Annotated in this window: 25 protein-coding genes; 11 read left to right on the top strand and 14 right to left on the bottom strand. The window is 73.3% G+C overall.

Going from position 1 to position 25,173, the window contains the following annotated elements; all coding sequences use genetic code 11:
• Positions 1-149 precede the first annotated feature (149 nt).
• The 3 genes from ABD976_RS14235 to ABD976_RS14225 all read left to right on the top strand — a co-directional run bounded on the left by ABD976_RS14235 (position 150) and on the right by ABD976_RS14225 (position 2,500).
• Positions 150-1,088 (top strand): GlxA family transcriptional regulator, encoded by a 939-nt coding sequence (locus ABD976_RS14235; RefSeq protein ID WP_345363128.1) that lies wholly within the window; start codon positions 150-152, stop codon positions 1,086-1,088.
• Positions 1,089-1,224: 136 nt separating this feature from the next.
• Positions 1,225-1,908 carry a hypothetical protein gene (locus tag ABD976_RS14230; RefSeq protein WP_345363126.1) on the top strand — a complete coding sequence of 228 codons (684 nt, stop codon included), beginning with the start codon at positions 1,225-1,227 and terminating at the stop codon, positions 1,906-1,908.
• Complete coding sequence (locus tag ABD976_RS14225; protein WP_345363124.1) at positions 1,895-2,500, top strand: TetR/AcrR family transcriptional regulator; 606 nt, start codon at positions 1,895-1,897, stop codon at positions 2,498-2,500. The genes ABD976_RS14230 and ABD976_RS14225 overlap by 14 nt, the downstream gene beginning before the upstream one ends.
• Before the next feature lie 260 nt (positions 2,501-2,760).
• Here ABD976_RS14225 and ABD976_RS14220 read toward each other — a convergent pair whose 3' ends face one another.
• From ABD976_RS14220 to ABD976_RS14180, 9 genes are all read right to left on the bottom strand, one after another.
• Entirely contained in the window at positions 2,761-3,072 is a 312-nt protein-coding gene (locus ABD976_RS14220) for a hypothetical protein (RefSeq protein ID WP_345363122.1), read from the bottom strand.
• A 197-nt stretch (positions 3,073-3,269) separates the two neighbouring features.
• Positions 3,270-3,440 carry a hypothetical protein gene (locus ABD976_RS14215; protein ID WP_345363120.1) on the bottom strand — a complete coding sequence of 57 codons (171 nt, stop codon included), beginning with the start codon at positions 3,438-3,440 and terminating at the stop codon, positions 3,270-3,272.
• A 58-nt stretch (positions 3,441-3,498) separates the two neighbouring features.
• Entirely contained in the window at positions 3,499-4,716 is a 1,218-nt protein-coding gene (locus ABD976_RS14210; protein WP_345363118.1) for a helix-turn-helix domain-containing protein, read from the bottom strand.
• A 293-nt stretch (positions 4,717-5,009) separates the two neighbouring features.
• Positions 5,010-5,681, bottom strand: coding sequence for a class II aldolase/adducin family protein (locus ABD976_RS14205; RefSeq protein WP_345363116.1), 672 nt, complete (start codon positions 5,679-5,681; stop codon positions 5,010-5,012).
• Between the two features lie 11 nt (positions 5,682-5,692).
• Positions 5,693-6,166, bottom strand: a complete 474-nt coding sequence (locus ABD976_RS14200; RefSeq protein WP_345363114.1) for a ribose-5-phosphate isomerase — start codon at positions 6,164-6,166, stop codon at positions 5,693-5,695.
• 69 nt (positions 6,167-6,235) lie between these two features.
• Positions 6,236-7,963 carry a dihydroxyacetone kinase family protein gene (locus tag ABD976_RS14195; protein ID WP_345363112.1) on the bottom strand — a complete coding sequence of 576 codons (1,728 nt, stop codon included), beginning with the start codon at positions 7,961-7,963 and terminating at the stop codon, positions 6,236-6,238.
• 58 nt (positions 7,964-8,021) lie between these two features.
• A complete protein-coding gene (locus ABD976_RS14190; protein ID WP_345363110.1) occupies positions 8,022-9,491 on the bottom strand; it encodes an FGGY family carbohydrate kinase in 1,470 nt (489 codons plus the stop codon).
• A complete protein-coding gene (locus tag ABD976_RS14185; RefSeq protein WP_345363108.1) occupies positions 9,488-10,546 on the bottom strand; it encodes a 2-hydroxyacid dehydrogenase in 1,059 nt (352 codons plus the stop codon). Before ABD976_RS14185 ends, ABD976_RS14190 begins: the two co-directional genes overlap by 4 nt.
• A 25-nt stretch (positions 10,547-10,571) precedes the next feature.
• Complete coding sequence (locus ABD976_RS14180; protein ID WP_345363106.1) at positions 10,572-11,270, bottom strand: HAD family hydrolase; 699 nt, start codon at positions 11,268-11,270, stop codon at positions 10,572-10,574.
• Between the two features lie 136 nt (positions 11,271-11,406).
• On the opposite strand from ABD976_RS14180, the gene ABD976_RS14175 reads away from it, so the two are divergent.
• The 8 genes from ABD976_RS14175 (at position 11,407) to ABD976_RS14140 (ending at position 20,387) form a co-directional block, all read left to right on the top strand.
• Positions 11,407-12,195, top strand: a complete 789-nt coding sequence (locus ABD976_RS14175) for a DeoR/GlpR family DNA-binding transcription regulator (RefSeq protein ID WP_345363104.1) — start codon at positions 11,407-11,409, stop codon at positions 12,193-12,195.
• 146 nt (positions 12,196-12,341) lie between these two features.
• Positions 12,342-13,649 (top strand): MFS transporter, encoded by a 1,308-nt coding sequence (locus ABD976_RS14170; protein WP_345363102.1) that lies wholly within the window; start codon positions 12,342-12,344, stop codon positions 13,647-13,649.
• A 101-nt stretch (positions 13,650-13,750) separates the two neighbouring features.
• Positions 13,751-15,829 (top strand): S9 family peptidase, encoded by a 2,079-nt coding sequence (locus tag ABD976_RS14165; RefSeq protein WP_345363100.1) that lies wholly within the window; start codon positions 13,751-13,753, stop codon positions 15,827-15,829.
• 108 nt (positions 15,830-15,937) lie between these two features.
• Positions 15,938-16,843 carry an ABC transporter ATP-binding protein gene (locus tag ABD976_RS14160; RefSeq protein ID WP_345363098.1) on the top strand — a complete coding sequence of 302 codons (906 nt, stop codon included), beginning with the start codon at positions 15,938-15,940 and terminating at the stop codon, positions 16,841-16,843.
• Between the two features lie 14 nt (positions 16,844-16,857).
• Positions 16,858-17,601: an ABC transporter permease gene (locus tag ABD976_RS14155; RefSeq protein WP_345363096.1), complete on the top strand. Its 744-nt coding sequence runs from the start codon at positions 16,858-16,860 to the stop codon at positions 17,599-17,601.
• Positions 17,602-17,604: 3 nt separating this feature from the next.
• Complete coding sequence (locus tag ABD976_RS14150; RefSeq protein WP_345363095.1) at positions 17,605-18,354, top strand: ABC transporter permease; 750 nt, start codon at positions 17,605-17,607, stop codon at positions 18,352-18,354.
• Between the two features lie 201 nt (positions 18,355-18,555).
• On the top strand, positions 18,556-19,722 hold the full coding sequence (locus ABD976_RS14145; RefSeq protein ID WP_345363094.1) for a sensor histidine kinase: 1,167 nt from the start codon (positions 18,556-18,558) through the stop codon (positions 19,720-19,722).
• Positions 19,719-20,387, top strand: a complete 669-nt coding sequence (locus tag ABD976_RS14140) for a response regulator (protein WP_345363092.1) — start codon at positions 19,719-19,721, stop codon at positions 20,385-20,387. The genes ABD976_RS14145 and ABD976_RS14140 overlap by 4 nt, the downstream gene beginning before the upstream one ends.
• Positions 20,388-20,395: 8 nt before the next feature.
• Here the strand turns inward: ABD976_RS14140 and ABD976_RS14135 are convergent, their stop codons facing one another.
• From ABD976_RS14135 to ABD976_RS14115, 5 genes are all read right to left on the bottom strand, one after another.
• On the bottom strand, positions 20,396-21,226 hold the full coding sequence (locus ABD976_RS14135) for an aldo/keto reductase (RefSeq protein ID WP_345363090.1): 831 nt from the start codon (positions 21,224-21,226) through the stop codon (positions 20,396-20,398).
• 17 nt (positions 21,227-21,243) lie between these two features.
• A complete protein-coding gene (locus ABD976_RS14130) occupies positions 21,244-22,320 on the bottom strand; it encodes a sensor histidine kinase (RefSeq protein WP_345363088.1) in 1,077 nt (358 codons plus the stop codon).
• Positions 22,317-23,003, bottom strand: coding sequence for a response regulator (locus tag ABD976_RS14125; RefSeq protein WP_345363086.1), 687 nt, complete (start codon positions 23,001-23,003; stop codon positions 22,317-22,319). The genes ABD976_RS14130 and ABD976_RS14125 overlap by 4 nt, the downstream gene beginning before the upstream one ends.
• Before the next feature lie 68 nt (positions 23,004-23,071).
• Positions 23,072-24,511 carry a ribosome biogenesis GTPase Der gene (gene der, locus ABD976_RS14120; RefSeq protein ID WP_345363084.1) on the bottom strand — a complete coding sequence of 480 codons (1,440 nt, stop codon included), beginning with the start codon at positions 24,509-24,511 and terminating at the stop codon, positions 23,072-23,074.
• Positions 24,508-25,143 (bottom strand): lysophospholipid acyltransferase family protein, encoded by a 636-nt coding sequence (locus ABD976_RS14115; RefSeq protein ID WP_345363250.1) that lies wholly within the window; start codon positions 25,141-25,143, stop codon positions 24,508-24,510. Before ABD976_RS14115 ends, der begins: the two co-directional genes overlap by 4 nt.
• Positions 25,144-25,173 lie beyond the last annotated feature (30 nt).

Raw genomic sequence — 25,173 nt, 5'->3', positions numbered from 1 at the left:
TGGGACCGGCACCGACGCTAAGCGGATCGGGACCGTTGCCCCAGTGGCATTCCCGCCGATCGGCAACGGGATCCCGCCAACACCGGTTCGCGCAGGTCACCGCCCGGAGGACCGGTGACGCCGGAGCGGCGGACGGGTAGGTTCCGGCCATGCACGTCGTCGCCGTCCTCGCCCTCGACCAGGTGATCCCCTTCGACCTCTCGACGCCCATCGAGGTCTTCACCCGCACCCGGCTGCCCGATGGCCGCTCGGGCTACCAGGTGCGGATCTGCGCCGAGCGGCCCGAGGTCGACGCCGGGGCGTTCACCCTGCGGGCGCCCCGGGGGCTGGACGGGCTGGCGGACGCGGACACCATCGTCGTGCCCGGCACCGCGTCCCCCACCGCACCGCCGCCGCCCGCGGTCGTCGAGGCGCTCACGTCGGCGGCCGCGGCAGGCACCCGGATCGCCTCGATCTGTTCCGGCACGTTCCCGCTGGCCGCCACCGGACTGCTCGACGGCCTCCGCGCGACGACGCACTGGTCCGCCGCCGGACTGCTCGCCGAGTCCTTCCCGGACGTCGAGGTCGATGCGGACGTGCTGTACGTGGACAACGGGCAGGTCCTCACCTCCGCGGGCGCCGCCGCCGGGCTCGACCTGTGCCTGCACCTGATCCGCCGCGACTACGGTTCGGCGGTCGCCGCCGACGCCGCCCGGCTGTCCGTGATGCCGCTGGAGCGCGAGGGCGGCCAGGCGCAGTTCATCGTGCGTCCGCTGCCCCCGACCCCGCGCGGCTCCGAGCTGGAGCCGCTGTGCGCCTGGCTCCAGGACAACCTCGCGCGGGAGCTCACGTTGGCCGACATCGCGGCCCGGGCGCACACCAGCCCGCGCACCCTGATGCGCCGCTTCCGCGAGCAGACCGGGAGCACGCCGCTGCAATGGCTGCACCGCGCCCGGATCCGGCAGGCGCAGCACCTGCTGGAGACGACCGGGCACACCGTGGAGCGCATCGCCGCGCAGGTCGGTTTCGGCTCTCCCACCGCCTTCCGGGACCGGTTCAAGCGCACCACCGGCGTCAGCCCCCAGGCCTACCGCCGCTCCTTCGCCTGAACCCCGCGCCGCACCGGACTGGTGAGGGGCACCTTCATCCGGCTCAGTCGGCTGAAGGTGCCCCTCACCAGGAACGGAGGGCGCGATTTCGACGGGGCGTATTCATAGACCGAGTGCTCGGTCTACGATAGGTGCCATGAGGGCGGCGGGGCACGTGCTGGAACGCGACGGGACGCACTTCGAGCTGGCGGTGCGGCGCACCGGCGGGCAGACCGAGGTGGAGCTGTTCCGCGACGCGGAGCGGGTGGGCTCGGCCACCGGGCTCGGGCCGCTGCGGATCCCGCTCGACGAGGGCGAGCCGACGACCGCCGTGCGGGTGCTCAGCCCGCTGCCCGGTCTCGTCGTCGGCGCGCAGCTGCGGGTGCCGGAAGCCGACGACCGGGCCGCCGAGCAGGTCCCGTTCGAGCCGCCCGCCGGAACGCCCGCCGCCCGGCTGCTGGCGTTCCAGCGGGCGCACCCCGCGCTGTACGCGTCGCGGCACGTGGTCGGCGCGGTGGCCAAGGTGCTGCTGGGCGTGCTCGGCGTCGCGGTGCTCGTGCAGCTCGTGCTCCGGCGGGTCGTCGAGTGGGTCCTCGACCGGTTGCCCCCGATCGAACTGCCTCGCATACCCTGGCCGGACATCGATCTGCCGTCGATCCCGTGGCCGGACATCCCGTGGCCGGAGATCGAGTTCCACCCGCCCGGATGGCTGCTCGCGGTGCTCGGCACCGCGAAGTACTGGGGCCCGGTGCTGCTCGCCGCCGCCGTGGCGGTGCGGGAATTCCGGCGGCGGAACCGGCGAGCGGGTGGGGAGGGCGAACGCGACGATGCGCACCGCTGATCCGGAGCTGCACCGGCAGCGCAGGCAGCAGATCGTGGGCGCAGCGGTCGAGCTGTTCGCGACCAAGGGCCTGGCCAAGACCACCACGGCCGAGATCTGCCGGGCCGCCGGGGTCAGCACCGGCAACCTCTTCCACTACTTCCCCTCGAAGCTGGCGATCTTCTACGCGCTGTTCGAGGTCGACCGCGACGAGTGGGACGAGCTCTTCGCCGCCACCGCCGCCGATCCGGATCCGTGGGCCGGGCTGATGCGGGTGGTCGACCAGCTCGCCGCCGATGCCGCGCACCCGGTGCTGGCGGGGTTGCTGGTGGAGATCTTCGCCCAGGCGCACCGCGACCCGGAGTGCGCGGCGCTGGTGGCCGAAGGCGACCAGCGGATGCTGCGCGGCATCACCGCGCTGGTCGAGCGGCTGGTGGCGGACGGCCGGGCGGACCCGGTGGTGCCCCCGCCGGACGCCGCGCGCTGGGTGCTCACCACCACCGACGCCTTCCACACCCGCGGCTACCCCGAACCGGACCGGGACCGCACGACCGAGATCGCCCAGGCCAAGCAGGTCATCGCCCGGCTGCTAGGTCACCCGGAAGGGCGGTGAGCGAGGGGCACTTTTAGCCGGCTCGCGCTGAGGTCGGTCGTGACCTGCACGGATGTGGTGGGTGCACACCAGGCGCCCCACCCCTGGCCGACGTCGCGTTCTTCAGCGCAGACGAACAATCCTGGTTGTGGTTCGTCTCACTCGGATGCTCCCGTGTCGGCCTGGAAGGACTCGGCGACCGCAGCCGGGAGCGGGTCGCATCTCCGCCGCCAGGTCTCCGCAGAACGCCAGTTGGTGACCGGGGCGCGGACGGGCACACCTCACGTCCGCGCCCCAGCGATCTGCTCGCACTCAGCGCACATCGGCCACTCACCGGGGACGGTCGTCCGTGGCCCCCAACCGAGCCCGCCGCACTGCCCGATGACGAGCGGACGACCGTCGATTCGGGTGCGGGCGGCGTCGGGCGCGACGCGGTGAACCTCCCGCTCGCGCCACGACAGCGCGTAGAGCTCGCCCGAGGCGGAAGCGCCGACGATCTCCTCCGGCTGCATCTCGTCGAGCTCACGCACCGACGGCGCATCGAGCTCGGCGCGGGGGAGCGGCGGGGCGTCGCTGGACAGCGCGGCGATCATCGCGCACTGGGTGCACGGCGCCCCGGTGAACGCCTGCACGACCTCGGCAGCGTCCGGCTTGATCCGCGACCCGCACGGAGCCCGCCAGACATCTTCGCCGTCAGGTACCCGGTAGGCGTGCACCTCCGGCGGGTGTCCCGGCGGTGCGTACTCCGCCCGTAGCCGCGCCAGAATCACCGGCCCGGAACGCTGCACGTTCATGCTGCGCGTCCCGCAGTACGGCGGCGCAGCCGTTCCTCCCGGTGTTGCGTGGCTTCCCGCATCCGTTGGCGTCGCCGGTGGTCCGGCCACCACCACGCCAGGAACAACGGAATGAAGATCACTGCCCAGGCCAGCAGCCCGAGGACCAGCGTCAGCGCCTCATGCATGGCGCCAAGATCGCCCGGGCTGACACCGCCGATAGGTACAGTTCGTACCTCTACCCGATCAGCGGACCCCGATGCGTCGCGCCAGCGACCGCACCGTCATCGTCTCCCCGTTCGGCGGGTGGTCGAGCAGCTTGTGCGTCAGATCGCGTGCCCAGCCGTTGAACCGCGCCGTTTCCGGCGCGGTCCGCTCCGCCCGCTCCAGCATGGCCAGCGTCGCCGCCTGATCGCCTTGCAGTGCGTGAACGCGGGCGACCTCGATCAGGTGGCGGGCGCGGCGTGGGACGGATGCGATCTCGACCGGGTCGAAGGAGTTCGCCGCCTGTGCCGCTTCGCCGCCTCGCCGGAGCTCCACACCGAGCGTGACGGCGTTCGCGTGCATCACCGGGAGCCCGAAACTCGTCTGCACGTGCCGATAACCAGGCCCGAGCTTGCGGGCGATGTCGTAGGCCGACTCCCAGTACCGCCACGCTTCGCCGTGCTTGCCCCGGCGGGCGTAGGTGAGTGCGTTCTCGGCGCGGAGAGCGCCGACCATGCCGCGCCAGTCGTCCGGCGCGGACTCCAGGTAGGGCTCTAGCTGCGCGGCACCGTCGTGGGCGACGCTGACCGCCTCTTCCCAACGCCCCGACTCCCGCAACGCCTGCACCAGCGCCCACGCACCGGCCGCCATCGAATAGGGGTCGTCGGCTTCCTGCCCTTCGGTCACGGCCCGGTCGGCGACCAGCCACACCAGTTCAGGCGCGGGCTGGAAGGCAACGTAGAAGTCGGCGAGCTGGTAGACGCCCGCCAGGATGCGCCGCGCCTCCCGCCGATCAAACCCCCACCGCGCCCGGACGGCCCGCTGCGCGTCGCGGATCAAGCCGGGAAGCAGCGCGCCGAGCTTGGTGCGGTGATCCGGCGAGCTGTGCCGCACCTTCCACGCCGACGCGAGCCGTTCCGCCAGGTGTGCCAGGTCGACGGGTCGTGGGTCAGAGGCAAACCGGTACTCGGTCAACGCGGTCCGCACGTCGGAGAGCGCTTGGTGAGCCGCGCCCGGTGCGAACCGGGATACCGAGACCGCCTCATCGTTGCCGGTGAGCTCGGCCAGATCCCGAATGTCGAGCACGTCAGCAAGCTTGGTGAGCATCTGCAACTTCGGGGTCTGCAAACGGCCGACCTCGACCGCCTTGACCCACTCGGCGGAGCGGTCGACGAGGCCACCCAGCACGCGGCGGCTCATCCCGGCGCGTTCCCGCGCGTGCCGTATGCGCGCACCGACAGACGGACCGTTCGAGGACACGATCACATCACCTCTTCGCGGAAGGCCCTCTTCGCGTGCCCCCGGCCCGTCGGCCGGGGGCGTACCTCCGCGAAGAGGTGACCTTGAGGGTAGCGAGAAGGCGATCAGGTGACGAGCACGTCCGCCCACGGGTGGAGCGGCGGCTCGGACGTGGGGCGAACGTGGGGTCCGAAACCCGTCACACCACGTACTCACCACAGGTCAGCGCCAAGCCTCCGAGGTGAGGGGCCCCTTGTCCCGGATACTCGGACGAGGGGCCCCGCACCTCGACGAAGATCGCGCGATCGGGGGCGTCAGCGCGGGGTCTGGCCGTAGCCGCTGAACAGGTCCACGCAGCGGGCCAGCTCGGCGTCGTCGAGCAGCCGCGGCTCGCCGACCCGCGAGGCGGTCAGCCACAGCTCGCACAGCCACTCCAGCTGCCGGGCCCGGTTGTAGGCCTTGCCCAGCGTGTCGCCGGTGGTCACGGTCCCGTGGTTGCGCAGGATGCAGCCGGTGCGCCCGGCCAGCGCGGCCGACACCGACCTCGCCAGCTCGTCGCTGCCGAAGGTGGCGTACTCGGCCACCGCGACGCTCCCGCCGTAGTCGGCGAGCTGGTAGTGCACCGCGGGCACGTCATCGCGCAGCAGCGACAGCGCGGTGGCGTGCAGCGAATGGGTGTGCACCACCGCGCCCGCGTCGTGCTCCCGGTAGGCCACCAGGTGCATCGGCAACTCGGAGGTCGGCTTCAGCTCGCCGTCCACCACCACGCCGTCGAGGTCGACCAGCGGGATGTCCCGCAACCGCAGCTGGTCGTAGTCGACCCCGGAGGGCGTCACCGCCACCAGGTCGCCGCAGCGCACCGAGACGTTGCCGGAGGTGCCCACGACCAGCCGGTCGTCGGTCATCCGCCGGGCGGTGGCGATGACCTCGCGGCGTTCCCGCGCGCAGCGCACCTCGCCGGCTTCCGGGCCGGCTTCCGGATCCATCGCCGACCCGCTCAGCACGCCGACGGCTCGTAGCCGTCGATCGCCGCGACCTTCTTCGCCGACGACGAGTTCTCGTCGAACCGGTGGTCGAGCCACTCGGAAGCCAGCTTGCGGGCCAGTTCGAGGCCCACCACCCGCTGGCCGAAGCAGAGCACCTGGGCGTTGTTGCTCAGCACGGCCCGCTCCACCGAGTAGCCGTCGTGCGCGGTCACCGCGCGCACGCCCGGCACCTTGTTGGCGCTGATCGCCACGCCGAGCCCGGTCCCGCACACCAGCAGCGCGCGGTCGGCCTTGCCCTCGGCGACCAGCCGGGCGGCGGCGACCGCGACGTGCGGGTAGTCGGTGTGCTCGTCGCTGCCGACCCCGACGTCGGTCACCTCGGCGACCCGCGCGTCCGCGCCGAGGTCCGCCTTCAGCGCCTCCTTGTACTGCAGTCCCGCGTCATCGCAGCCGACCACGATGCGCCACGGCGCCTGCTCGGTCATCTCGACCTCCTCCTCCGATGCTTGTCCGCGAACTCGTGCTTCCTGCCGGTCTCCGCCGGCGGCGCGTGCTCAGGATTCGGCGAGCACCCCGCCGATCCAGGTCAGCGCCATCGCCAGCGAGGTCGCCCCCGGGTCCGGGGTGCCGACGCTGCGCTCGGCCAGCGGTCGGGCGCGGCCGGTGCGGGGACGCAGCTCGGCGGTCCCCGCCGCGGCCTCGGTCGCGACCTCGGCGGCCCGCTGCCAGGCCCGCGCCACGCCCGACCCCGACCCGGTGGCCTCGCGCAGCGCGTCGACGAACGGCACCAGCGCGTCCACCAGCGTCTTGTCCCCGAGCTCGGCCCGGCCGAGCCGCTGCACCGAGGCCAGCGCCGCCGCCGCGCCGGAGGTCACGTCGTCGCCCGTCACCGCGCGGTCGGCAGGCAGCAGGTCGCCGAAGGAGCGCAGCGCGGCGCCCCACAGCGCACCCGAGGTACCGCCGGCCTTGCTCGCCCAGGCGTCCCCGGCCGCGAGCAGGACGGCCGCCGGGCCGACCCCCTGCGCGGCTTCCTCGGTCGCCGCCTCCGCCGCCGCCGCGCTGCCCTTGGTCATGCCCCGGCCGTGATCGCCGTCGCCCGCGATCGCGTCCATCCGGCCGAGCTCGTCCTCCGCGTCGCGGAGCCGCTCGGCGACCACGTCCAGCGCGCGCACCACGAGCGCGGCGGTCGCCTTCCCCTCGGCCGGGGCCTCGACGACCTCCTGCTCGACCGGCGCGGGCGGTTCGTAGGCCGGTTCGGACCCGTCGGCGACCGGGATGCCCACGTCGCCCTTGCGGTAGGCCGGGGAATCGGCGGGGGCCTGCCACAGCCGCTCCAGCTCCGGGTCCAGCCAGGTGACGGTGAGCGAGCACCCGGCCATGTCCAGGCTGGTCACCAGCTCCCCGACCTCGGGGGCGACGACCTCCACCCCGGCCTCGGCGAGCAGCCGGGACGCGGTGCGCCACACCACGTACAGCTCCTCGTACTTGGTGGCGCCGAGGCCGTTGAGGATGGCGGTGACCCGCGGGCGCTGCCCGGCGTCGGCCGGGGCCTCCGCCAGCACGCCGTCCACCAGGATCTTCGCCAGCTCCGCCGCCGAGGGCAGGTCCCGCTCGGAGACGCCCGGCTCACCGTGGATGCCCAGCCCGAGGCCCATCCGACCCTCCGGCACCTCGAACAGCGGCTCGTCCTGCCCGGGCAGGGTGCAGCCGTCGAAGGCCACGCCCAGGCTCCGGGTCCGGTCGTTGGCGTGCTCGGCGACCCGGACCACCTCGTCGAAGTCGTAGCCCTCCTCGGCGGCGGCCGAGGCGACCTTGAACACCACGAAGTCGCCGACCACGCCGCGCCGCTTGCTCGCCTCCGAGCGCGGCGCGCTGGCCACGTCGTCGGTGACCACCACGTTGTGCGCGCGGACGCCCTCCCGCTCCAGCCGTTCCACGGCGAGGCCGAAGTGCATGTTGTCGCCCTGGTAGTTGCCGAACGAGAACACCACCCCGGCGCCGTTGTCGGCGGCCCGCGCGACGGAGTAGGCGTCCTGCGCCGACGGCGAGGTGAAGATGTTGCCGATGACCGCGCCATCGGCGAAGCCCGGTCCCACCACCCCGCAGAACGCCGGGTAGTGCCCGGAACCGCCGCCGGTGACCACGGCGACCTTGCCGCGCCGGGGCCGGCGGGACCGCACCACGCCGCCCGGGACCTGCCGGACGTGGTCGGGGTGGGCGGCGACGAAGCCGGCCACCATGTCCTCGGTGAACGTCGCCGGGTCGTCGTACAAGCGCGTCATCGCACTGCTCCTCGTACAGGGTTCGTCGCGGCCTCGGTGGTTGCCGGACGGGCGGTCCTCAGTCGGTCGGGCGCTGCCGCCACAGCGGGCGGGCGCGGTCGATGGAGTCCAGGTACTCGCGGTAGCCCCGCTCGTAGAACTCGACCGCGCTCGGGTGCGGCTGCACCACCCGGCGGGCCTGCGCCCAGCGCTGCCGGTCCACGGGTTCGCCCAGCGAGTCCCAGGCGGTCATGGCCGCGCCCCGCGCCCCGACGCCCTCCTCGTGCGGCACGTGCAGCGGACGACCGAGCACGTCGGCGAAGATCTGGCTCCACGCCGCCGACCGGGCACCGCCGCCGCACGCCGAGACCTCACCGGTGAGCCCGGCGGTCTCCAGGTTGTGCCGGGCGGCGTAGGCCACCGCCTCGCACATGGCGCGCACCAGGTCGGCCGGGGTGGTCTCCAGGGACAGCCCGGTGAACTGGCCCCGCGCGTAGGGCTCGACGAACGGGGCGCGCTCGCCGGAGTTGGACAGGAAGGACAGCGCCGAGACCCCGCCCGCACCCGGCCGGCTGCCGCCCAGCAGCGGTTCCAGCTCCTCGATGCCCGCGCCGACGGTGCGCAGCACCCAGTCGAGGTTGGCGGTGCCGACCATCGCGGGCATCACGCTGAGGTAGCGCTGCGGCTGCGGGGTCGCCAGCCACATCCCGGCGGCCTCGCCGTCGGGGTCGAAGTCGACCTCGTCGCGCAGCACCTGGCAGCCCAGCGTGGTGCCGATGACCAGGGTGCCGTCGCCGGGTTCCCGGATGCCCGCGCCGAAGGCGCACGCGGGCAGGTCGAACGGTCCGGCCGAGACCGGCAGCCCGCTGGGCAGCCCGAGCTGCTTGGCGGCGCGCCCGCTGAGCGCGAACAACTTGCCCAGCGGCGCCGGATCGGCCAGCAGCTCCCGGTACCCGGACAGGCCCGCCGCCGCGATCGCCCGCTCCGAGTAGGTGCGGGCGGCGACGTCCAGGAACGGCAGCGAGGCGTCGGAGGCGTCCACCGTGATCTCCCCGGTGAAGCGCTGCACGATCGCGTCCACGCAATAGCCGGCCACGGCGGCCCGGCGCAGCCGGTCGGGGTCGTGCTCGGCGAGGTGGGCCAGCAGCGGACCGGCCGAGCCGGAGAACATCCCGGAGCCGGTCAGCCGGTAGACCTGCCGCAGCACCCCGGTCTCCGCCCAGCGGTCCATCACCCCGGAGGCCCGCGCATCCAACCAGGACAGCGCGGGACCGACCTGGTCGCCCTGCTCGTCGCGCAGCCAGAGGCCGTCGCCCTGGCCGGTGATGGCCAGCGCCTCGATCGGCTGCCGCTCGCGCTCGGCCTCGGTCACGACCTGCCGCACCACGCGCACCACCGAGTCGACGACCTCGTCGAGGTCCTGCTCGACCCGGCCACCGGGGGCGCGGCGCAGCGTGCTGCGCACGCTGTGGGTGACCATCGCCGAACCTTCCCGGTCCAGCAGCGACGCCTTGGTCACCGACGTCCCGACGTCGACTCCGATGATCATGGCCGCAGACCCTCGATCCGGTCCAGCACCTCCGGGTTGGCCACGAAGCGGGGCCGCCGGCCGTCCAGGTACCGGGCCACCTCGCCCGCGACGATGTCGGCGGCGCGGTGCGCGGTCTGCCGGGTCGCCCCGGCCAGGTGCGGCGTGGTGATCACGTTCGGCGCGTCGAACAGCGGCCAGTCCCGCGGCGGCGGCTCGATGTCGTAGACGTCCACCGCCAGGGCGCCGAGCTTGCCGGACTTGAGCAGCTCCGGCAGCGGCGCGTAGTCCAGCAGCCCGCCCCGCGCGGAGTTGATCAGCGCGGCGCCCTCGGGCAGCAGCTTCAGGTTGTCGGCGTTGAGCAGGTGGTGGGTGTCCTCGGTCAGCCGGGCGTGCAGGCTGACCACCGAGCTGCGGCGCAGCAGGTCCTCCAGACCGACGAGCTCGACCCCGTCGCGGCGGACGTCCTCGGGGTCGGCGAACGGGTCGGACACCAGCACGTGCGCACCGAACGCGGACAGCACCCGGGCCACGATCCGGCCGATCGCGCCGTAGCCGACGAGGCCGGCGGTGGAGCCCTCCAGCTCGATGCCCGCGTTCTCGTAGGCGTAGTAGTCGCCGCGCCAGTTGCCCGCCTTGAGCTCGGCGTCGGAGCCGGGGATGCGGCGCAGCGCGGCCAGGATCAGGCCGACGGCGAACTCGGCGGCGGCCGCGGCGTTGCGCCCCGGGGCGTAGCTGACGATCACGCCGTGGTCGGTCGCGGCCGTGAGGTCGACGTTGACCGGGCCACCCCGGCAGACGCCGACGAACTTCAGGTCGGGGGCGGCGGCGAGCACCTCGGCGGTGAACGGCGCCATCTGGGTGGCCACGATCTCGGCCCCGCCGAGCGCGTCGAGCAACTGCCGCTCGGTGCCGCTGGCCTCCTGGACGTTGCCGACCGGGCCGAACGGCTCCACCGGCCACGGCAGCCGCAGGGTGCTGAAGTCCAGGTCGTGCGCGCCCGCGCTGCGGCGCAGGGCGTCGACGAACACCTGCGGTGCGACGAAGTGGTCGCCCGCGGCGAGAACACTGGTCATGACGACTCCTTTGTCTGTCGTGGGGTCAGCGGCCGACCGGCTCGACGAGCTCGCCCAGCAACCGCTCGCGCACGTCGTCGAGGTCGGCGGCGACGTAGGCGGCACCGGCGAGGGCGTCCTCGGCGGGCGGGTAGTCGGAGTTGGGGATGGCCACCACGGTCATCCCGGCCGCCGCGGCGGCCCGCAACCCGTTGCTCGAGTCCTCCACGGCCAGGCAGGCCGCTGCCTCCTGCCCCAGCTTGCCAGCCGCCGCCAGGTACACGTCCGGGCTCGGCTTGCCCTTGGGGACCTCGGCGCTGGAGACGGTCGCGGTGAACCGCTCGGTGAGCCCGTGGCGGTCCAGCACCGCGTCGATGAGCCGACGCGGCGCCGAGGAGGCCAGCGCGATCGAGGCCCGGTCGGAGACCTCGACGACCATCCGCTCGGCGCCGGCGAGCAGTTCGATCTCACCGCCGTCGAGGGCGCCGATCATGCCGTCGACGACCTCGCGCTCGGTCTCGGCCGCGGTCTTGCCGGTGCCGCTGAAGCGGGCCAGGAAGGAGGCCCACTCGGGAGCGCTCATGCCCTGGACCTGCCGGGTCTGCTCCCCCGTCCAGGTCGTGCCGTGGTCGGCCGCGAACCGGGCCCACATCCGTTCCCACAGGTGCTCGCTCTCGACCAGAACGCCGTCCATGTCGAACACCACGGCGCGGTGGACGCCGGTCGGCCCCTCGGGCTGGGTCATGCTCACTACCTCCCGCGAATCACGTCTGAGCGTCAAATTAACACGGGGATAGTTAATTGTCACCGTTGGTGTGATAGTTCGCCGATCCGCCGCGCCGGGCCCCGCTCGGCGGCGCGGAGCAGGCAAGATTGACCGCATGGCGTCCGCACCGAAGAAGCAATCGCCCCGCCTGCTGCGGCAGCAGAAGATCATCGACCACGTGGTCGCCCAGGGGTTCGCCAGCGCGGCGGAGCTCTCCGCGCTGACCGGGGTCAGCCTGATGACGGTGCACCGGGACCTCGACGACCTGGCCACCCGGGGCCTGCTGCGCAAGTACCACGGCGGGGTGTCGGCCCAGCCCTCCACGGTGTTCGAGAGCAGCTCCGACTTCCGGCTGCACACCCACACCGCGGAGAAGGACGCGCTGGCCCGGGACGCGGTCGGGTTCATCCACCCGGGCATGTCGGTGATGCTGGACGACTCCACCACGGCGCTGGCGCTGGCCCGGCTGCTGCCCGACGTGGGCCCGCTGACCGTGGTGACCAACTACCGGCAGGTCGTCGACGCGCTGCGCGAGGTCCCCGACATCCGCCTGATCGGCCTGGGCGGGGAGTACTCCCGCACCCACGACTCCTACCTCGGGCTGCCCTGCCAGGAGATGGTGCGCTCGTTCTCGGTGGACATCGCGTTCCTGTCCACCTCGGCGATGAACGCCCGCCTGACCTTCCACCAGGAGCAGGAGATCGTGCTGGTCAAGCGGGCGATGATGGACACCGCGGCGACCAGGGTGCTGATGATGGACGCCAGCAAGGTCGGCCGCGCGGCGCTGCACCAGTTCGCCCCGGTGGACTCCTTCCACCACGTGCTGCTGGCCGGCGAGCTGGACGCCGAGCTCGTCGAGGCCATGCGCGAGCACACCGACGTCCGGCTCGCGGCGGTGGAGTGAGGTTCCCTCCATCACAGCGATCCGCTCGTTATTAACATGGGTGTTGAGATTTTTATCTAGAAGTATGAGGATGGTGCGCACGTAAGCGAGGGCGGAGGCCGTTGCACCACGCCCCTGCACCAAGCACCTCAACGTGGAGGTTTGGCGTGTCTACAGCCACTCCTGCGGGATCGACATCCCTGCTCGACCGATGGGGCCTGCCCAAAGCGCTGGTCTACGGCTACATCGGCGTTCTGCTGTTCATGATCGGCGATGGCGTCGAATCGGGCTTCATCGCGCCGTACATGGCCGACCACGGCGCGGGCACCGACGTCCGCGCCGGCTACGTCATCACCGTCTACGGCATCGCGGTGATGATCGCCTCGTGGTTCTCCGGCGCCCTGTCCGACGTGTGGGGCCCGCGCCGGGTGATGTTCCTCGGCTTCGCCATCTGGGCCGTGTTCAACGTGCTCTACCTGGTGTTCGCCCTGGGCACCGAGAACTACGTCCTGATGATGGTCTTCTACGGGCTGCGCGGCTTCGGCTACCCGCTGTTCGCCTTCGGCTTCCTGGTGTGGATCACCGCCACGGCGCCCACCCCCCGGCTCGGCGCGGCCGTCGGCTGGTTCTACTTCGCCTTCACCGGCGGCCTGCCCACCCTCGGCTCGCTGTGGTCGAGCTTCACCATCCCGTTCCTGGGCCAGTACGGCACCCTGTGGTCGGCCATGGTCCTGATCCTGGCCGGTGGCGCGTTCGCCCTGCTCGGCGTCAAGGAGCGCACCGGCTACCAGCGGCTCATCCCGGCCGACGTGACGCTCGGCGAGAGCCTGCGCAACAGCGTGTCGATCATGTGGACCCACCCGCGGGTGCTGGTCGGCTGCCTGGTGCGCATCATCAACACAACCCCGCAGTTCGGGATGCTGGTGTTCCTGCCGCGGATCTTCTCCGACGACATCGGCTTCGGCGAGAGCAAGTGGTTGCAGCTCCTCGCGATCATCTACGGCACCAACATCGTGTTCAACCTGATCTTCGGCGCCCTCAGCGACCGGATCGGGTGGCGCACCACCATCGCCACCTTCGGCGGGCTGGGCTGCGCGGTCAGCGTGACGCTGCTGTACTTCATCCCGACCGCGCTGGGCCCGGACTACTACTGGGCCGCGGTGCTGGTGGGCATGTTCTTCGGTGCGACGCTGGCCGGGTTCGTCCCCATCTCGGCGCTGATCCCGTCGATGGCCCCGACCAACAAGGGCGGCGCGATGGCGCTGCTGAACCTGGGCGCCGGCGGCGCGACCTTCGTCGGCCCGGCCATCGCGAGCCTGTTCTTCCCGCTGGTCGGCGCGGGCGGCGTGACGCTCATCTTCGCCGCGCTGTACGTCGTCGCCATCGGGCTGACCATGCTGCTCAAGCTGCCCCAGGACGCGGAGGCCGCGATCGCCCGCGGCGACACCCTGCAACAGGCGGCCGCCAAGAGCTGACGGTCCCCGACGCCGCCCGCACCCGACCGGTGCGGGCGGCGTCGTGTTCTGCGCCCCACCTGCCTGCTCGCCGGGCCGCGGGGTTTGGCAGGCTGCCGGACATGCCCGCAGCGTCCTTCCCCCGCCGAAGCGCCCGCACGCAGGGATTCACCCTGGGCGCGCCTCGTGACCTCACCACCGCAGGTGACGGTTCCGCCGTGTTCTTCCTGCGGTCGGCGAGCGGCACCGACCGCAGCAACGCGCTGTGGGCGCTGGACGTCGCCACCGGCGCGGAGCGGCTGCTCGCCGACCCCGCCACCCTGCAGGAGCAGGAGCAGGTGTCGGCGGAGGAGCAGGCGCGCCGGGAACGCGCCCGGGAACGCGCGGGCGGCATCACCGGCTACGCCACCGACCGCACCGGCGCCCTGATCACCTTCGCGCTCGCCGGGCGGCTGTTCGTCACCGCCACCGGCACCGGCACCACCCGCGAACTGGCCGTGCCGGGCCCGGTCGCCGACCCCCGGCTCGACGCCGACGGGCGGCACGTCGCCTACCTCGCGGGCGGAGCGCTGCGGGTGGTCGCCGTGGACGGCACCGGCGACCGGCCGCTCGCCGAGCCGGACGGGCCCGACGTGACCTGGGGCGCCGCCGAGTTCATCGCCGCCGAGGAGATGTCGCGCCCCCGCGGCCACTGGTGGAGCCCGGACGGGGCGGCGGTGCTGGCCGCCCGGGTCGACGAGTCCCCCGTGGGGCACCTGCACCTCGGCGACCCGGCCGAGCCCACCCGGCCGCCGACCGTCCTGCGCTACCCCTTCGCGGGCACCCCGAACGCCGACGTCGGGCTGGCCGTGCTCGGGCTCGACGGCGGGCGCACCGACGTGCGCTGGGACCGCAGCGCCTTCCCGTACCTGGTCAGCGCGCACTGGTCGGACCGGGGCCGACCGCTGATCGCGGTGCAGAGCCGCGACCAGCGCACCCAGCTCGTGCTGGCCATCGACCCGGCGACCGGCGCCACCGAGGAGCTGCACCGCGACGAGGACCCGCACTGGGTGGACATCAAGACCGGGGTGCCGGCCTGGACCCCGCGCGGCGAGCTGGTGCGCGTCGAGGCCGCGGCGGGCAGCTACCGGCTCGTCGTCGGCGACCGGCCCTGGACCTCCGCACCCCTGCAAATCCGGTCGGTCCTCGACGTCGGCGAGGACGACGTCCTGGTCTCCACCTCCGGGGACGACCCGGCCGAGGTCCACCTGCACCGGGTCACCGCCGCCGGCGCGGAGCCGCTGACCACCGCCCCCGGCGTGCACGGCGGCACCCGCGGCGGCGGCCTGCTGGTGGTCACCAGCGCCACCCTCGACGAGCCGCACGCGCGGGTCCGGGTGTTCCGCGACGGCGTCCACGCCGCCGAACTCGGTTCCCACGCCGAGGACCACGGGCTGCGGCTCACCACCGAGCTGCTGCGGCTGGGCGACCGCGAGCTGAGCAGCGCCCTGCTGCTGCCCGCCGACCACCGCCCCGGCGACGGACCGCTGCCGGTGCTGCTGGACCCCTACGGCGGGCCGAAGGCCCAGCGCGTGCTGTCCCGCCAGCAGGGCTACCTGACCTCGCAGTGGTTCGCCGACCAGGGCTTCGCGGTGCTGATCACCGACGGGCGCGGGATGAACGGCCGCGGTCCGGAGTGGGAGCGGGCCATCGCCGACGACCTCGCCGGTCCGGTGCTGCAGGACCAGGTCGACGCGCTGCACGCGCTGGCCGAACGGCGCCCCGGGCTCGTCGACCTCGACCGGGTGGCCATCCGCGGCTGGTCCTTCGGCGGCTACCTCGCCGGGCTCGCCGTGCTGCGCAGGCCGGACGTCTTCCACGCCGCGGTGGTCGGCGCCGGGGTGGTGGACTGGCGGCTCTACGACACCCACTACACGGAGCGCTACCTCGGCGACCCGAACGAGCGGCCCGAGACCTACCGGGCGAACTCGCTGCTCGACGACGCCGCCCGGCTGGACCGGCCGATGCTCGTCGTGCACGGCACCGTCGACGACAACGTCGTCCCGGCGCACGCGCTGCGGCTCTCCGCGGCGCTCACCGCCGCCGCCCGGCCGCACACCGTGCTCCCGCTGCCCGGCGTCAGCCACTTCCCCACCGACGAGGTCACCACCGAGAACCTGCTGCTGATGGAGGTCGACTTCCTCCGCCGCGCCCTGGGCTGAGGCGGGCTGGGAAGGCCGCCCCGCGGCGGAGGTCTTCCCCAGGTATGACGCGAAGATCTGCCTCGAGGCAGACGCCCCGCGGCGGCGCGGCGACCTACGCTGCCGACCGTGCCACACCTGATCACGACGCACGAGCTGGGCAAGACGTACCGGAACCGGGTCGTCGTCGAAGGCTTGGACCTGCGCGTTCCGGAGGGCTGCGTCTACGGCTTCCTGGGGCCCAACGGGTCGGGGAAGACGACCACGATGAAGATGCTGCTCTCGTTGGTGCGCCCCACGACCGGCGAAATCCACGTCATGGGTCGCCCCATGCGGCGCTCGACGCGTCGCGAGCTGCTGGGGCACATCGGTTCGCTGATCGAAGCTCCGCCCGCGTACGGACACCTCACCGGTCGGGAGAACGTGCGGCTGGTGCAGCGGCTGCTGGCTCTCGACGACCGCCGGACCACGCGGGCGGTGCGCACCGTGCGGTTGCAGGACCACCTGGACAAGCGGGTCCGCGACTACTCGCTGGGGATGAAGCAGCGCTTGGGGATCGCCCTGGCGTTGGCCCGCGAGCCACGGCTGCTGATCCTCGACGAACCCACGAACGGACTCGACCCGGCCGGTATCGACGAGATCCGCCGGCTGCTCACCCGCCTGGCGGACGGCGGGACCACCGTGCTGGTCTCCAGCCACCTGCTCGGCGAGATCGACCGAACGGCCACCGTGCTCGGCATCCTCGGCAACGGTCGCCTGCTCTTCCAAGGCACCCGGGACCAGTTGTTCGCCCGCTCGGTCCCGGACGTGCTGATCGAGACGCCTGAACCCCGGCGGGCGGCGGCGCTGGTCGCGCGGTCGCACCGGGCCCGCGTCGACGAAGGCGCGGTGCGCCTGACCGGGCTCGACGACGCGGCCACGGCCGGGGTGGTGTCCCACCTCGTTCGCGAGTCCGTCGACATCTACGGCGTGCGCCGCGATGCCCGAACGCTGGAGGACGTGTTCATGGACCTCACCGGAGGTCGGGGACTGTGATGGGACGTGCGGTGGTGAACGAGTTCGCGAAGATGCGCCGCCTCCGCGTGGTGCCCATCGCGGTGGTGATGGTGCTCGGCGTCGTCGCCCTGTCGTGCTTGGTCACGCTCACCAGTCCCGGGTTCTCGGCGTCGGTGGCGGATCCTTCCGGACACCCCTGGCGGTGGCTGCTCGGCGGCATGTCGACGTTCGTGCCCGTGGTGTCCCCCCTCCTGCTGGCGGTGCTCGCCAGTCGGCCCGTGGACGTCGAGCACCAGGGCAACGGCTGGCTGCTGTCCGGAACGTCCGGGCTGGCGCCCGGGCAGCTGTGCCGGGCCAAGTTCGTGGCGGGCGGTTCGGTGGTCGTGCTCGCCACGCTGCTGCAAAGCGCCCTGGTGGTGGCGTTCGGTGAACTCGTCGGGATCGCGGCCGCGCTTCCCGTCGGGCGGTGGCTCGCCTACACCGCTGGGATCGTGCTCGTGAACCTGGTGGTGTTCGCGCTGCACCTCCTGCTCTCGGCACGCATCGGGAACCAGCTCGTGGGACTGGGCGTCGGCGTGCTGGGCGTGTTCCTGGCCATCGCGAGCAGCGGCATGCCCACCTGGTCGGCCCACTTCGTCGCGCCGTGGGGCTACTACGCCGTGATCACACCGGTCGACGCGCGCGGAGCCGGCATGGTCGCGCTGGCCCCGTCGCACTGGGGCGTGGTCGGCCTCGGTGTCGCCGGCGGCGCCCTGTTCCTGCTCCTCTCCCGACTCTTCGACCGCCAGGAGGCCTGAAGCATGGGTTCGGTCCGCGCGGAGTTCCTCAAGCTGAAGCGCTCCTCCAGTTGGGCGGTGGTGGTCCTCCTCCCGCTGATGGCCGTCATCACCGGCGTGGCGAACACCGCCGTCTCCGGGCAGGAGCTCGACGGCGGCTGGCACGCGTGGTGGCTTCGGGTGGTCGTGTTCTACGGCTTGTTCCCGCTGTCCGCCGGGGTGGCCGCGCTCGCCTCGCTGGTGTGGCGGGTCGAGCACCAGGGCGGCAACTGGAACGCGCTGATGGGCAGGCGCGTATCGAGTTCCCAGGTGGTGATCGGCAAGTTCGCCGTGCTGGCCGTGCTCGCGGCAGCCATGCAGGCGGTCCTGGTGGTGGGGTTCGTCCTGGCGGGCAAGCTGCTGTTCGGACTGGCCGGGCTGCCACCTGCCCGGTACTTCCTGATCAGCGCGGTGATCGTGCTGGCATGCCTGCCCGCGGCCGCTCTGCAGTCCGGCCTGTCCATGCTCATGCGGTCCTTCGCCGCCCCGGTCGCCGCAGCGCTGGTGGGGGCGAGCGGTGGCGTGCTGCTCCTGATGGCGGGGCTCGAAGCCCCGGCGGTGGTCGTGCCCTACGGCTTGGTCGGCCGAGCCACCCAGCTCGGAACCGGGATGTTCGTGGACAGCGGGACGATCACCCCCGGCGTCCTGGCCGTCGTCGCGGCAGCGGCCCTCGTCCTCACCGCACTGGTGATCGGCACGGCGACCGCGCTCCTGGAGCGTCGCGACGTCCGCTGATCGGTGTCGTGCCGAACCGGGACGCTGCGGATCTGGAAGCCCTGCCGAGGAGGATCCGACGGGTTCGTCCACACAGGACCCCCACCCGTCGCCCGGAGCCGCACCGGTCCCGGGAAATCGCGCCACCGCCGAGCTTCCCGACGTGCGGCACGCGTACCGGAACACCCTCGAACGGCCTCGTCCGCGCGGTAGGCTGAACCCGTGATCGGCGTGCGCTCGTGGCTGCGGAAGCGTCCGCGGGCCGTCGATGCCGCGGTCGCCGTCGTGGTGTTCGCCTACAACGCGCCCGTGCAGGGCCTCTACGTTCCGCAGGGCCTTCCACCGGGGACGGGAGTGCTGCTGGCGGTCGGGTTGTGCGCGCCGCACGTGCTCCGCCGCGAATTCCCGCTGAGCTGCTTCGCGAGCGTCGCCACCGCGTTCTCCCTGCAGCTGGCGCTGGGGGTCGGGTTCATCCCCGCGGACGTCATGCTCCTGTTCGCCCTCCACACCGTGGCGGCGTGCTGCCTGCGGTGGGTGTCCGTCGCGGCGGCGGTTGCGGTGGCGCTCGGCGTGCTGGTGGTGGCCATCGGTTGGTGGGACGAGCTGTTCCTCAACGTCGGCGATCTGGTGACGGCCTTGGTGCTGATCGCATCGGTCTGGATGTGGGGATCGACGACCGGCCTGCGCCGGGCGCACGTGGCGGGCCTGCACGAACGCGCGGTCCGGTTGGAGAAGGAGCGCGACGACCAGGCTCGGATCGCGGCGGCCGCGGAGCGCGCCCGCATCGCGCGGGAGATCCACGACGTCGTCTCGCACGGCTTGAGCGTCGTCGTCGTGCTGGCGCGCAGCGCTTCCGTCAGCGTGCGCGAGGATCCCGACCGCGCGGAGCGGTCGCTCGAGACCGTCGAAGCGACCGGCCGTTCCGCGTTGGCCGAGATGCGGCGGATGCTGGACGTCCTCCGGGAGGACGAGCCGGGTTCGCACGCCCCGCAACCAGGCATCGCGCAACTGGAACAACTGGTCGCGGATGCGCGGTCCTCGGGGATGCCCGTCGAGTTCACCGTCCGCGGGACCGCGCGGCCGCTGCCCGCCGGTACCGCCCTCGCGGTGTACCGGATCGTGCAGGAAGCGCTCACCAACGCGCGCAGGCACGCCGGTCCGGGCGTGACGCGGGTCGAGGTCGGCCTGCACTACGGGGAGGAGGAACTGCGGGTGCACGTCCGCGACGACGGCCGCTCCGCGGCTTCGGGGGCTGCGTCCGGCGGCGGGCACGGACTGGTCGGGATGCGCGAGCGCGTCGCGGCCTACGGTGGTGCGCTGCGCACCGGGTTCCGGTCCGACGGCGGGTTCGAAGTGGCGGCGGCATTGCCGCTCGGGAGGTCGACGTGACGATCCGCGTCGTGCTGGTCGACGACCAGGAGCTGATCCGCGTCGGGTTCCGCACGATCCTCGACGCGGAACCCGGCATCGAGGTCGTCGGCGAGGCGGACGACGGGGACACCGCGCTGGAGCTGCTGACGACGCTGACGGCCGACGTCGTGCTCGTGGACGTCCGGATGCCCCGGATGCACGGAGTGGCGGCGACGCAGCGGATCCGCGCCGATGACGGGCCGCGCGTGCTGATCCTCACGACCTTCGACCTGGACGAGTACGCCTACGAAGCGCTCCAGGCCGGGGCGAGCGGCTTCCTCCTCAAGGACGCCCCGATCGCGGACCTGGTCGCGGCGATCAAGCACGTGCACCACGGCAACGCGGTCGTGGCACCCAGCACGACCCGCCGGTTGCTGAAGCACTTCACCGGGGGACGGCCCGCAGGCCGCGGGCCGCGCCCCGCTCCCCGGGCGCTGGACGACCTGACCGCGCGCGAGCGGGAGGTGCTCGTGCTCCTCGCCCGAGGTCTGTCGAACGCGGAGATCGCCGGGGAGCTCGTGGTGTCCGAGGGGACGATCAAGACGCACGTGGGACGGATCCTGACCAAGCTGGGCCTGCGCGATCGGGTCCAAGCCGTGGTCCTGGCCTACGAGACCGGCGTCATCTCCGTCGGCGAGGGCTGAGGCGGCGGTCAGAGGATTTCGAGGGGGACGGGGTTCGCCGGGGCTGGGAAGGCCGCGTCCAGCGCGGCGAGGTCGTCGGCGTCCAGGCGCAGGTCCAGCGCCGCCCGGTTCTGCTCGACGTGCTCGGTGGTGGCCGCCTTCGGGATCGCGCACACGTCCTGCGCCAGGACCCACGCCAGCGCGACCTGGGCGGGTGTCGCACCGCGCCGCCGGGCGACGTCGGCCAGCTCCGGGCGGTCCAGCAGCCGGCCCTGCTCGATCGGCGAGTACGCCATCACCGGCATCCCGCGCTCGCGGCACTGCGGCAGCAGGTCCAGCTCGACGCCGCGCCGGGTCAGGTTGTAGAGGACCTGATCGGTCACCGCCTCCCGGCCGAGCGGGAGGCCGGCGAGCTCGTCGAGGTCCGCCGGGTCGAAGTTGCTCACCCCGAAGGCGCCGATCCGGCCCGCCTCGCGCAGCTCGGCGAACGCCTCCAGGGTCTCCGCCAGCGGCACCCGGCCGCGCCAGTGCAGCAGGTACACGTCGAAGCGGTCGGTGCCGAGCCGGCGCAGGCTGGCCTCGCACGCCTCGACCGCCGCGCGCCGCCCCGCGTTGCCCGGCAGCACCTTGCCGACCAGGAACACCTCGTCGCGCCGGCCCCGGATGGCCTCCCCGACGACCTCCTCGGCCCCGCCCGCGCCGTACATCTCGGCGGTGTCGATCAGGCCGAGCCCGAGGTCGAGGCCGTGGCGCAGCGCGTCGACCTCGGCGCGGCGGGCGTCCGGCCGCTCCCCCATCCCCCAGGTGCCCTGGCCGAGCACCGGCAACGTCCGTCCGTCCGGCATCGGCAACTGGCGCATCGCGATCCTCCTCCTGGTCAGGTGCGCGGGAGCTCGGCGACCACGTCGAACCCGCCGTCGGCGCGCGTCCCGGCGTCCAGGGTCCCGCCGGCCACCCGCACCCGCTCGGCCAGGCCCGCCAGCCCCGAACCGGTGCCGCCGACGTCGACCGCCGGCGCCGCCGGGGGCTCGTTGGCGACCACCACCCGCAGCGCGTCGTCCCGCTCCGACAGCTCTACCACGACCACCGCCCCCGGCGCGTGCTTCGAGGCGTTCGTCAGCGCCTCCTGGACCACCCGGTAGGCCGCTCGTCCGGCGGCCGGGGCGACCGCGTCGTCGGCCACCGCACCCCGCAGCTCGATCGGCAACCCCGCCTCCCGCGCCGATTCGACCAGGCCCGGGACCGCCGCCAGCGCCGCCCGGTCCCGGGCGGCCTCACCCAGGCCGAGGGCGCTGCGCACCTCGTCGAGGGCCTGCTTGGCCAGCCCGCGCAACCGGTCCGCCGCCTCGGCGGTCCGGGGGTCCGGTGCGGTGGCGCCGAGCGCGGCGGACTCGACCGCGATCAACGTGACGTGGTGGCCGACCGCGTCGTGGATCTCGCGGGCGATGCGGGACCGCTCCTCGGCGCGGGCCCGCTCCGCGTTGGCCTCCAGCGCCGCGTCGGTGGCCTCCTCCAGCCGTCGCAGGCTCTCCGCGAGCCGCGCGCGCAGCGACACCAGCGCGCCGAGCGCCACCGGCGCCCCGGCCGCCAGCAGCACGAAGGCGACCGTCAGCACCACCGCGCCCGGGGCGAGCGACTGCACGAGCAGCACCGGCGCGAGCGCGGCCACCGACACCAGCAGCACCCACCCGCTCAGCGGGCCGACGCTGGGCCGGGCCCGGCCCAGCGCGAACAGCGCCACGATCGCCGGGGCCCAGCCCAGCCCGCCGGCCATCGCGGGCAGGCACACCAGCACCGCCGTGCGCGGCCGGTGCCGCCGCAGCACCAGGCCCGCCGCACCGACCAGGCCCGCGACCAGCGGCCAGACCCGGTCCGAGGAGGCGAACCACACCGCGAGCGCGGGCACCCCCACGGCGGGCACCTCGACCAGCAGCCGCGGCCACCCGGTCCTCACCGGACCCCGCCACCGGCCGCCCGCTGCGCGATCAACGCCGCCTGCACCCGGTTCTGCGCGCCGAGCTTGGTCAGCACCGTGGACACGTAGCTCTTCACCGTCGCCTCGGTCAGCCCCAGCCGGTCACCGATGTCGGCGTTGGCCCGGCCGTCCGCGAGCAGCCCCAGGACCTGCTGCTCGCGCGCCGACAGCGCCCGCACCAGGCGGTGCTCGTGGTCGCGGTCGCCCACCGCGCGCAGCTTCGGCAGCAGCCGGGCCGCCACCCTCGGGTCGAGCACCGCCCCACCGGCCGCCAGGTCGTGCACCGCGCGGACCAGCACCTGCGGGTCGGCGTCCTTGAGCAGGAAGCCGTGCGCCCCGGACCGCAGCGCACCGGCCACGTAGTCGTCGAGGTCGAAGGTCGTCAGCACGGCCGCCACCGGGGCGTCCGGCAGCGCCGCCAGGTCGCGCAGCGCCTCGATCCCGTCCTTGCCCGGCATCTGCACGTCCACCAGCACGACGTCGGGCCGGTGCGCGCGGACCTCGGACAGCATCTCGTCGGCGGTGCCCGCCTCACCGACCACCCGGACGGTGCCCGCGGTCTCCAGCAGCACCCGCAGGCCGCGCCGCAGCACGGCCTCGTCGTCGGCGAGCACCACCCGAACCGGTTCGGCGGCGGTGCCCGCGCCGTCGTCGATTCGCACTCCCAGCCCCCTCCCCCAGAGGTCCGGCCGCAGATCGTCGGGACGCGGCGACCGCGAGGTGGACCGGATCACCTCCGGCCGTGCTTGTCCTTCCGGCGTTCCCGCACCCGCACCGAGATCCGCACCGGGCTGCCGGTGAAGTCGAAGGCCTCGCGCAGCTTGCGCTCCAGGAACCGGCGGTACCCGGCCTCCAGGAAGCCGGTCGTGAACAGCACGAACGTCGGCGGTCGGCTCTGCGCCTGGGTGGCGAACAGGACCTTCGGCTGCTTGCCGCCGCGCACCGGCGGCGGTTGGGCCGCGACCAGGTCGGACAGCCACGAGTTGAGCTGACCGGTCGGGATCCGGGTGTCCCAGGAATCCAGCGCGGTGCGCAGCAGCGGCGCCGTCTTGGCCACCGCGCGACCGGTCAGCGCCGAGACGTTGACCCGCTCCGCCCAGCGGACCCGCACCAGGTCCCGGTCGATCTCCTTCTCGAGCTGGCGCCGCCGGTCGCCGTCGACCAGGTCCCACTTGTTGTAGGCGATGACCAGGGCGCGCCCCGCCTCGACCACCATCGTCAGCACCCGCAGGTCCTGCTCGGTGAGCGGTTCGGAGCCGTCGATCAGCACGATCGCCACCTCGGCGGCCTCGATCGCCGCCTTGGTGCGCAGCGACGCGTAGTACTCGGTGCCGCTGGCGGTCTTGACCCGCTTGCGCAGCCCGGCGGTGTCGACGAACCGCCACACCTCGCCGTCCAGCTCGACCAGCGAGTCCACCGGGTCCACGGTGGTGCCCGCGACCGAGTCCACCACCGCGCGGTCCTCACCGGTCAGCCGGTTCAGCAGGCTGGACTTGCCGACGTTGGGCTTGCCCACCAGCGCGACCCGGCGCGGACCGGCACCCCGGCCGGTCTGCTCGCGCGGGGTCGCCGGGAACGCCTCCAGCACCGCGTCCAGCAGGTCACCGGACCCGGTGCCGTGCAACGCGCTGATCGGCATCGGCTCGCCCAACCCGAGCGACCACAGCGAGTGCACCTCGGAGGCCATCCGCTGGTCGTCGACCTTGTTCGCGGCCACCAGCACGGGACGCTTCGAGCGGCGCAGCACCCGCGCCACCGCCTCCTCGGTCGCGGTGGCGCCCACCCGGGCGTCGACCACCAGCAGCACCGCGTCGGCGGCCTCCATCGCCCGCTCCGCCTGCGCCGCCACGGCGCCCTGCAGGCCCTTGGCGTCGGGCTCCCAGCCACCGGTGTCGAGCACGGTGAACTCGCGGCCGTTCCACAGCGCCTCGTAGGCGATGCGGTCCCGGGTCACCCCGGGAACGTCCTGCACGACGGCTTCGCGGCGGCCCAGCAGCCGGTTCACCAGCGTGGACTTGCCCACGTTCGGGCGGCCCACGACGGCGAGCACGGGCTTGGGCACCGGCGCCGATTCCTCGTCGGTGCTGCCGGTGCCGTCGAACTCGGCCCACTCGGCCTCGTCGGACCAAGTACCGTCCAGTCCCGCGTCGTCCAGCGGTTCGTCGGTCACGCCTGCTTCCCTCTCACATCGTCCACGGGTTGATCGGCGATCAGCGCGTCCAGCTCCGCGATCAGATCGACCAGTCCGGTGCGCACCTGCTCGGTCGCCGCCACCAGACCGGCGCGGCCCTTGGCCGACGACAGCGCGATGGGCTCTCCGAAGAGCACGTCGACCCTGGGCATCAGCCTACGGCGCCGCCCGGCGGGACGACCGGTGCCCCGGCACGCGACCGGCAGCAGCACCGCACCGGAGCTGCGCGCCAGCCACGCCGCGCCGTTCTGCGCGGAATCCACCGCACCGGTCCCGCGGGTGCCTTCCGGGAACACGCCCACCAGACCACCGGCGCGCAGCACCCGCAGCGCGGCCAGCAGCGGCGCCCGGTCCGCTTCGCCGCGCCGCACCCCGAGCTGGCCGATCTTCCGCAGGAACCAGCCCAGCGGTCCCCGGAACATCTCCGCCTTGATCAGGAAGACGGTGTTGCGCCCGAACATGCCGTACAGCAGCGGGCCGTCCACCAGCGAGGTGTGGTTGGCCACCACCACGACCCCGCCGGTGCGCGGCACGCGGTCGGTGCGGTGCATCCGCACCCGGTAGGGCAGCCGCACGAACAGCCGCGAGATCCACCAGCCCAGCCGGTGCATCCGTTGCGAAGCGCCCTCCGGCAGCGTTCC

The organism is Saccharopolyspora cebuensis (assembly GCF_039542665.1).
Lineage (GTDB): Bacteria > Actinomycetota > Actinomycetes > Mycobacteriales > Pseudonocardiaceae > Saccharopolyspora > Saccharopolyspora cebuensis.
This window is presented reverse-complemented; position numbering and strand designations above follow the sequence as displayed.

What these genes read in the sequence shown, in the direction of transcription:
- ABD976_RS14175 (WP_345363104.1), top strand. Translation starts at nt 11,407, where the DNA reads ATGGCGTCCGCACCGAAGAAGCAATCGCCCCGCCTGCTGCGGCAGCAG.
- ABD976_RS14190 (WP_345363110.1), bottom strand. Translation starts at nt 9,491, where the DNA reads ATGATCATCGGAGTCGACGTCGGGACGTCGGTGACCAAGGCGTCGCTG.
- ABD976_RS14195 (WP_345363112.1), bottom strand. Translation starts at nt 7,963, where the DNA reads ATGACGCGCTTGTACGACGACCCGGCGACGTTCACCGAGGACATGGTG.
- ABD976_RS14185 (WP_345363108.1), bottom strand. Translation starts at nt 10,546, where the DNA reads ATGACCAGTGTTCTCGCCGCGGGCGACCACTTCGTCGCACCGCAGGTG.
- ABD976_RS14115 (WP_345363250.1), bottom strand. Translation starts at nt 25,143, where the DNA reads ATGCACCGGCTGGGCTGGTGGATCTCGCGGCTGTTCGTGCGGCTGCCC.
- ABD976_RS14220 (WP_345363122.1), bottom strand. Translation starts at nt 3,072, where the DNA reads ATGATCGCCGCGCTGTCCAGCGACGCCCCGCCGCTCCCCCGCGCCGAG.
- ABD976_RS14205 (WP_345363116.1), bottom strand. Translation starts at nt 5,681, where the DNA reads ATGGATCCGGAAGCCGGCCCGGAAGCCGGCGAGGTGCGCTGCGCGCGG.
- ABD976_RS14150 (WP_345363095.1), top strand. Translation starts at nt 17,605, where the DNA reads ATGGGTTCGGTCCGCGCGGAGTTCCTCAAGCTGAAGCGCTCCTCCAGT.
- ABD976_RS14200 (WP_345363114.1), bottom strand. Translation starts at nt 6,166, where the DNA reads ATGACCGAGCAGGCGCCGTGGCGCATCGTGGTCGGCTGCGATGACGCG.
- ABD976_RS14180 (WP_345363106.1), bottom strand. Translation starts at nt 11,270, where the DNA reads ATGACCCAGCCCGAGGGGCCGACCGGCGTCCACCGCGCCGTGGTGTTC.
- ABD976_RS14165 (WP_345363100.1), top strand. Translation starts at nt 13,751, where the DNA reads ATGCCCGCAGCGTCCTTCCCCCGCCGAAGCGCCCGCACGCAGGGATTC.
- ABD976_RS14135 (WP_345363090.1), bottom strand. Translation starts at nt 21,226, where the DNA reads ATGCGCCAGTTGCCGATGCCGGACGGACGGACGTTGCCGGTGCTCGGC.
- ABD976_RS14235 (WP_345363128.1), top strand. Translation starts at nt 150, where the DNA reads ATGCACGTCGTCGCCGTCCTCGCCCTCGACCAGGTGATCCCCTTCGAC.
- ABD976_RS14215 (WP_345363120.1), bottom strand. Translation starts at nt 3,440, where the DNA reads ATGCATGAGGCGCTGACGCTGGTCCTCGGGCTGCTGGCCTGGGCAGTG.
- ABD976_RS14230 (WP_345363126.1), top strand. Translation starts at nt 1,225, where the DNA reads ATGAGGGCGGCGGGGCACGTGCTGGAACGCGACGGGACGCACTTCGAG.
- ABD976_RS14225 (WP_345363124.1), top strand. Translation starts at nt 1,895, where the DNA reads ATGCGCACCGCTGATCCGGAGCTGCACCGGCAGCGCAGGCAGCAGATC.